The sequence below is a fragment of the Chondromyces apiculatus DSM 436 genome (assembly GCF_000601485.1).
Lineage (GTDB): Bacteria > Myxococcota_A > Polyangia > Polyangiales > Polyangiaceae > Chondromyces > Chondromyces apiculatus.
Window position 1 is genome coordinate 105,021 of the sequence record NZ_ASRX01000044.1, and the last position, 7,380, is coordinate 112,400.

Below are 7,380 nucleotides of genomic sequence, written 5' to 3' on the forward strand. Positions count from 1 at the left end.
TGGGTGCGTGCGGCGACCCTCTGTCGCTCACCAGATTACAGACGGACCTCGCGCATGGAGATTCGGTTCTTGTCGAAGACGCCGAGCCCCAGATCGGCCGCGACCCGGATGTAGGTGGGCTCGCGTCCCGCTTCCTTCAGGGTGGGCAGCCCGTTGTTGCGCCGCCACTCCTCGATGACCCCCCAGCCGATGACGTCCATGGCCACCGGATCGGTCGTTGCATAGAGGGCCTCGTGGAGCACCCGCCGCCGCTTGTTGGTGTCGAGGGGGCCCTCGTCGTAGATCAGCTTGAAGCCGTCGGTGATGTGCAGCCTGACGCGGCTCTTCACCACGCTCTGCGCGTACAGCTCCGCGATCTGGGGGCTGGCGTTGTGCTCGTGGAAGGCGTGGGGGTTGATGGACGCGCCGTGGGTGATGTTCTTGAGGCACCCGGTGTAGCCGCAGATCCCGTGGTCCTTCATGAGCGCGAGGTTGATCACGGCCGTCGCCTCGGTGAAGGGGCGGACGAACTTGGTGGGGATGCCGGCGACGCGGATCTCCGGCATCACGGCGTCCTTGTTCTCGTGGACCATGGCGGTCACGCCGGCGGGGAACTCGGGGGCGAGCTTCCGGTTCCGGTCGGCACAGCGGGTGCCCGCGAGGAACGAGGGGTACTGCTCGAAGAGCACGATGTTCTCCGCCGGGACGCCGGCGGCGATGACGCCCCGCACCACCTCGACGGCGAGCTCCTTGTTGGTGGCCATGGTGGCCCCCGTCTTGCCGGCGATGCCATTCAGTTTGATTGCCACCTTGTCCGCCTTGTTCACGAACATGGCGAAGGCTTGGCCGAGTTCCGCCTTGCCGGTGAGCTCTTCCATGGTCCGCTGCAGCATCAGCCTGGCGGCATCGGCCTCGGGCCACAGGCCGTTCCCCTGCATGGTGTTCGACTTGCTGACCTTGACGATCTTGCCGGGCATCGTGAAGGGCGCGAACCCTGCGGGAGGACGGGCCGCGAGCCCTGCGAGGGGCGCTGGGGATCCCTCGGCAGCATGCGCGGGGTCTACCCCGAGGAGCGCGGCGGAAGCCGTGCCCGTGGCGAGGCCGAGGAAGGCGCGTCGGTCGATTCCAGCGGGGAGCGGGCGGCAGTCGCGAGACAAGGGGACCTCCAGAGAACGCTGAGGACGCCGAGGACTACGGGGGCCAGAGGACGGGTGAGCCCCGCGGCCAGCGGCTTCAGCGTGAGGCAGAGCGGCGTGGCCTGCATGTCCACGCAGGGTTTGATGGTAGCCGACCGACGGCGTCGCGGCACCGCGGAGCGGTGAAAGATGCCCCGGTGAAAAGTCATGCTCTCGCGCGATCTGCGCAGGCCCGCCATGGCGCCGCCACTTGGGGCAGCGGGCGGATGGGCCTTTTTCCCGGGGATTTCGGGGTGCATGCCCGGGCATGGACTTCGCTCGTGCGCGCTCGCCTCGCCCCGAGGCCGCTGGAGAAGCAGGGCTGCACTCCACCGGTCGAGGAGAGGCGAGGGAAGGAGGTCGTGTCCATGCACCGCAAGGGATCGAGGGTCGCGAGGCTGGAGGAGGGGATACCCGGGGTCGAGAGGCCCAAGGAGGAGGTGACCGGCGAGGAGAGGAGCACGTTGCTCGGGCGGGCGCGTGATGCGCGTGATGCCTTGAAGCAGTCGGCGTGGGCTTCGCTGGGGGCCCGGGCGGCGGCATACCTGGCCGGGTTCTTCCTGCTGGCGCTCGTCGGGTCGGGCAAGCTGCTCCAGGCCGTCCCGTTTCTGGCGGGCAGCGCGGCGCCAGAGGCTGCGTTGCTCCTGGGGGCGCCGGTCCCGGGGGCACCCCCTGCGGGGAGCAGGGCGAACGTCGCAGAGAGCGCCGACGGAGCCGCCGAGGGTGGCGCGAAGGGCGGCGCGGAGGAGGGGCACGCGGCTGCGGCGGCCAGGGATGCAGGGACGCCCTCCGATGGTGGGACGGAGGCGGGCGCGGAAGCCGGCAAGGCGGCGGCGACAGGCAGCGGGGTCACCCCGGACGGGAAGGTGATCCTCAACCTGGCCACGGCCGAGGAACTGCAGCGGTTGCCAGGCATCGGGCCCGCCAAGTCGGCGGCCATCCTGGCGCTGCGCGTGAGGCTCGGGCGCTTCCGCAAGGTCGAGGATCTGCGGCGGGTGAAGGGGATCGGGCGGCGCTCGCTGGAGCGGCTGCGGCCTCACTGCCTGGTGGATCCGCCGTAGGGTTCTGGCGCGTTTTCTGGCGATTCTTGCGCGATTCTTGCGCGATTCCCGCGTGCTCTCCGCGCTTTTGTTGCCCGGCGGCACCGCTCGGGCACACTCCGGGCCGATGCATGTGCACTTCGTCGCGGTGGCCGGCACGGGTATGGGCGCGCTCGCAGGTCTGTTCAAGGCTGCGGGGCACGAGGTCACGGGCTCGGACGTCGCCTTCCACCCGCCCATGGGTCCCGCGCTCGAGCAGTGGGGGATCCGGCTGATGACGGGGTTCGACCCGGCCCACCTCGACCCGCGTCCAGACCTGGTGGTGATCGGCAACGTGTGCCGCCCCAGCAACCCCGAGGCGCGCGCGGCGATCGACGGGGGGATCAAGACCACCAGCATGGCGCACGCGCTCGCGGACCACCTGCTCCGCGGCAGGTCGCCGCTCGTGGTGGCCGGCACGCACGGCAAGACCACGACCAGCACGATGTGCGCCTGGCTCCTCGATCAGGGAGGGCGCGAGCCAGGCTTTCTGATCGGGGGGCTCCCCAAGAACTTCGAGGCGAGCTTCAGGTTGCCCCAGGGGCCCGCGGGGCGCGGGCTGCCCCTCGCGCCAGGTCAGGGTGGCGGGTTGCGCGGTACGCCGTTCGTGGTCGAGGGGGACGAGTACGACACGGCCTTCTTCGAGAAGACGCCGAAGTTCTGGCACTACCGCCCCGAGGTGGCGGTGATCACCTCGATCGAGCACGATCACATCGACATCTACCCCGACGAGGCGTCGTACCTGGCGGCGTTCCGGGGGTTCGTGGAGCGCGTGCCCGAGCGCGGTCTCCTCATCGCGGCGGCGAACGATGCGCGGGTGGTGGAGGTGGTGAACAGCGCGGCGCGCGCCGAGGTGGCCTGGTTCGCGCTGGAAGGCGACGACACCCACGGGATGCCGCCACACTGGCTGGCGGCACCCGCGGGCGCCGATGCGAGCGGGCAAGCGTTCGATCTGTACGCAGGTGGGGTGTTCGCGGGGCGGGCGGCGCTGCAGGTGCCGGGGCTGCACAACGTGCGCAACGCGCTCGCGGCGATCGCGGCCGCGGCACAGGGATACGGCGTGCCGCTCACCACGGTGGTGCCCGCGCTGGCGCGGTTCGAGGGGGTGCGGCGCCGGCAGGATCTGCTGTTCGAGATCGGTGGCGTGCGCGTCTACGACGACTTCGCGCACCACCCGACGGCGGTGGACGAGACGCTGCGTGGCTTGCGCACGCGGCACCAGGGCGGGCGGCTGTGGGCCGTGTTCGAGCCGCGCAGCGCGACGGCCTGCCGGGCGCTCCACCAGGAGGCGTACGAGCGCGCGTTCGGCGCGGCGGACCGGGTGGTGCTCGCGCCGCTCGGGAGGTCGGAGATCCCGGCGGAGGAGCGGCTGGATCGGGAGCGCATCGTGGCGGCGATCCGGGGGGGAGGGAAGGACGCCGATGCCGCGTCCTCCGTGGAGGAGATCGTGGGGATGATCGCGGTGGATGCGCGCCCTGGCGACACGGTGGCGCTGCTCTCGAACGGGGCGTTCGGCGGCATCTACGACAAGCTGCGGGCGGCGCTCACGGCGCGCGGCGCGGCGGCGCGGGAGGTGCCGTGATGCTCGGTGAGCGAGAGCTGCCCGAGCTCGCGGCAGCCGCGCTGCGCATCGCCCACGAGGCGGCGGGGGTGGCGCGCGCGGGGTTCAGGTCACGGCCCTTCGTGCAGGAGAAGGGCGAGCACGATCTGGTGACCCAGTTCGATCGGGCCAGCGAGGCGCTGCTGGTGGAGCGCCTCGGCGCGCTCACGCCGGGCGTGCCGATCGTGGCGGAGGAGGGGACCGGCGTCGCCGACGAGCCAGGGCGCGCCGGGCCGGTGTGGTACGTCGATCCCCTCGATGGGACGGTGAACTTCGTCCACGGTCACCCGTTCTGGTGCGTGTCGGTGGGGCTGATGGAGGGGGACGAGCCCGTGGTGGGCGCCGTCGTCGCGCCCGAGCTCAACCTGCACTGGGTGGGGTTCCGCGCGCGCACGCCAGGGAGCAGCGGCGAGGCGCAGCGGGGTCAAGCGCGCTGCGCGGTGAGCGCGACGACCGAGATCGGCCGCGCCATGATCGCGACGGGGTTCCCCACCCAGCGAGACCGCGCGCCCGACAACAACTTCGCGTCGTTCGAGGCCGTCAAGCGGCGGGCGCGCGCGGTGCGGCGATGCGGTAGCGCGGCGATCGATCTCTGCATGGTCGCCGATGGCACGTACGACGGCTACTGGGAGCGCAAGCTGCACGTCTGGGATGTCGCTGCCGGGGCCGCGATCGTGCGGGCGGCTGGCGGGACGATCACTGCCCTGGACGGGGGGGCGCCGCGCTGGCACGTGGGTCACCTGGTGGCCTCGAACGGCCACCTGCACGCCGAGCTGCTCCGGGTGCTCGCGGCCTCGCGAGCTTCAACGATCGGTTGACGTCGCAGACCGGCGACCTATCATTCTGAGTGTTCCCTCTGCCAGTCCTGTGGGTAAGGGCGAATGAATCCCGAGTAAGCACGAACCAGGGAGCCTCTCGCTGCCGCGGTGTGCTAGGCCCGGAAATCAATCACCGGGAAGCCTGAAGCGGTATATCGGCTCCCACCTAGCGTATGCGCTAGGGGTTCACGCCCTTGTTCGCCCACGCTCTTGGCGGTACGGAACATCTACGGGCTGGCTCGCGCCGGCCCGTGGCTTTTTTGTCGCCTGGATTCCGGGCGCGTGCGCAGCGGCGCGCGCAGAGGCGGGCGCAGGACACCAGGTCCAGGGTACGCGGTCATTTTCCACCGTGACGCTGGCTCCGGCGCGCAGCGCATTCCGCTTGGGTGGCGCTCCGGCGGCGCTCCGGCGGTGCTCGGTGCGCGGGTGAGGTGAGGCCGCGGAAGCGCGGGCCTGCAGAAGGGCTTTTGCTTTCATTTCTCTAGGCCCTTCCGGTAGCTTCCCCCTGCGATGGAGACGAAATCCCCTCAGCCCACCGGGGTGGGCTGCCCTGGTGAAGGTCTCACCGTGGGCGGCAACCTGCGCACCCGATCCTCTTCCCGCGCGGTGCGCGTGCTCCGGCGTGCCGCCCTCGCGGTGGCCATCCTCCTCGTGCCCGGCGCCGCGATCGGGGCGACGGTCTCGGTCAAGGGGAAGCTCGTCGGGGCGGCGAAGCTCCTCAACCCTGTGTGGGGCGAGGCGAAGGAGGCGAAGTCGAGCCGGTACACGTTCCGCGAGCCGTCGCCGACGGTGCGCGCGGACGTGCGCACGTTGACGAGCTACCTCCCCAAGGAGGTGTGCGTGGCCGCGCTCGGGGCGAAGGGGACGCCGCTCAGCGCGCCGCTGCGGGTGGTCGTCGCCGGGGGGCGCACCACGCCGGTGACGCTGGTGGTCGCCGAGGGTCAGCAGATCCTGTTCGAGAACCAGGATCCATTCCCGCACAAGCTCTACGACCTGGGGGGCAAGGGGCTGCAGGCGGTGGAGACCGCTTCCGGGAAGTCGCGCACGTGGACGCCGCCAGGGCCGGGGAAGTACGAGGTGCGCGATCAGCTCGCGCCGAGCGTGCGCTCCTGGATCGTGGTGGAGCCGAAGACGGTGGCCGTGGGGTTCCCGGACCGGCTCGGCAACTTTGCGATCGATCTGGCCCCGGGGACGTACTCGCTGCGGGGGTATCACAACGGTGAGCCCGTCGGCGTGGAGCTGCCGATCACGGTGACCCCCGCGCCTGCCGAGCAACTCCTGCGCGACCCGCTCAAGGTCGCCGAGCCCGACAAGGCGAAGGACAAGTAGGCGATGCTGCTCTCCCGCTTCTGGTACGGCGTCCTGGCCCTCGCGCTCGGCGCGGCAGTGTTCATGCTCTTCGTCGCCGCGCAGGTGTACAACCGCGTCGGTCACCGGGCGATGAGCGAGGCGCTCGGCGCCGATTCGAGCGCCGTCGAGTGGTATCTGAACGACGACGCGCGCAAGCGCTCGGCGCTCCTCATCCGGCCCTCGCTCAACACCGACCTGCGCGCCGCGCTGGCCAAGGCGTCGAGCGAGGCGAAGCCCGGCGCCGAGGTGCGGGAGAAGGCGCGCAAGGCGCTGCGCGCGGACGTCGAGGACTTCCCGGCCGACCTGAAGTTCGACGCCGTGTGGGCCGTGGACGCGGGGGGTCGGGTGATCGCCGCCGTGGGCTTCGAGCACCGGGAGGACTGGGAGCTCGGCGGCTACCCGGCGGTGGCCGACGCGCTGCACGGCTGGATCCGTGACGACGCGTGGGTGTGGAAGGGGAGGATCTACCGGGTGATGACGCGCCCGGTGGAGCAAGAGGTGAACGGCGATCCGGTCGGCGCGATCATCGGCGCCAAGATCGTCGACGACGGCTTCGCGCGCGCGGTGTCGAAGCGCACGGGCGCCGCGATCGCCTTCTACGCGGAGGGTGCCCGGGTGGCGTCGGGCGCGCCGGAGGGGTTCGACAAGGCGAACATGGATCAGATCACCCAGGATCTGAAGCTGCTCGACGACAACAAGGACTACAAGGAGAAGGGGCGCACCGAGGTGCGGGTGATCGGCGCCCACCTCGGCGTGGTGTACGCGCGGCTCGCGGGTGAGGCCTGGGAGCTCGGCGCCGGGTACGCGGTGGGTCGGCTGGCCGCCGCGGTGGACTCGCCAGGAGGGTTCCTGGACCTGGCGACCAACGAGGACAAGGCCCAGGTGCCGACGGTGTTCGTGCTCCTCGGGGTGCTCGTGGTCGCGGCGCTGGGGCTCCTGTTCTCGTTCCTGGAGCACACGCGGCCGCTGCAGGTGTTCCGGGCCGAGGCGATCCGCCTGGCCAAGGGCGAGATCGACGTGCTCGCCCCGAGCCGGTTCGGCGGCGCCTACAAGAAGATCGCGGCTGACCTGAACGACGGCATCGACAAGGTCGCGGCCAAGGGGGGAGCCCCGCGCAAGGCTGCGGATCTGGAGCAGGTGCTGGGGCCGATCCCCGCGCAGCCGGCGATGAGCGCGTTCGCGGTGCCGGACGTGCCGGGGCCGTCGAGCGGGCCTCGCTCGGGGGCGCAACGTCCTCCGCTGAGCGGGCGGGGGCCGGGGCCGCGTCCGTCAGGCCCTGGGCCGAGCCCCGCCGCGCGCGCCGAGGAGGCCGCGGTGGACATGCAGTCGGAGCCGCCGGGTCCTCCGGGTGGGCCGCCGCGCCCGCCGCCGCCGCGACG

Annotated in this window: 6 protein-coding genes; 5 read left to right on the forward strand and 1 reads right to left on the reverse strand. The window is 71.5% G+C overall.

Going from position 1 to position 7,380, the window contains the following annotated elements; translation table 11 throughout:
- Window positions 1-35: 35 nt before the first annotated feature.
- On the reverse strand, window positions 36-1,136 hold the full coding sequence (locus CAP_RS25965; RefSeq protein WP_231511698.1) for a DUF362 domain-containing protein: 1,101 nt from the start codon (window positions 1,134-1,136) through the stop codon (window positions 36-38).
- Window positions 1,137-1,522: 386 nt separating this feature from the next.
- On the opposite strand from CAP_RS25965, the gene CAP_RS45550 reads away from it, so the two are divergent.
- The 5 genes from CAP_RS45550 to CAP_RS25990 all read left to right on the forward strand — a co-directional run.
- Complete coding sequence (locus tag CAP_RS45550) at window positions 1,523-2,215, forward strand: ComEA family DNA-binding protein (RefSeq protein WP_197041356.1); 693 nt, start codon at window positions 1,523-1,525, stop codon at window positions 2,213-2,215.
- Between the two features lie 106 nt (window positions 2,216-2,321).
- On the forward strand, window positions 2,322-3,815 hold the full coding sequence (locus CAP_RS25975; protein WP_044245767.1) for a UDP-N-acetylmuramate--L-alanine ligase: 1,494 nt from the start codon (window positions 2,322-2,324) through the stop codon (window positions 3,813-3,815).
- Window positions 3,815-4,651, forward strand: coding sequence for an inositol monophosphatase family protein (locus CAP_RS25980; protein WP_044245770.1), 837 nt, complete (start codon window positions 3,815-3,817; stop codon window positions 4,649-4,651). The genes CAP_RS25975 and CAP_RS25980 overlap by 1 nt, the downstream gene beginning before the upstream one ends.
- Before the next feature lie 510 nt (window positions 4,652-5,161).
- On the forward strand, window positions 5,162-5,980 hold the full coding sequence (locus CAP_RS25985) for a cupredoxin domain-containing protein (RefSeq protein WP_156041146.1): 819 nt from the start codon (window positions 5,162-5,164) through the stop codon (window positions 5,978-5,980).
- 3 nt (window positions 5,981-5,983) lie between these two features.
- On the forward strand, window positions 5,984-7,380 hold a 1,397-nt coding region (locus CAP_RS25990; protein ID WP_044245774.1), incomplete at its 3' end, for an MXAN_5187 family protein.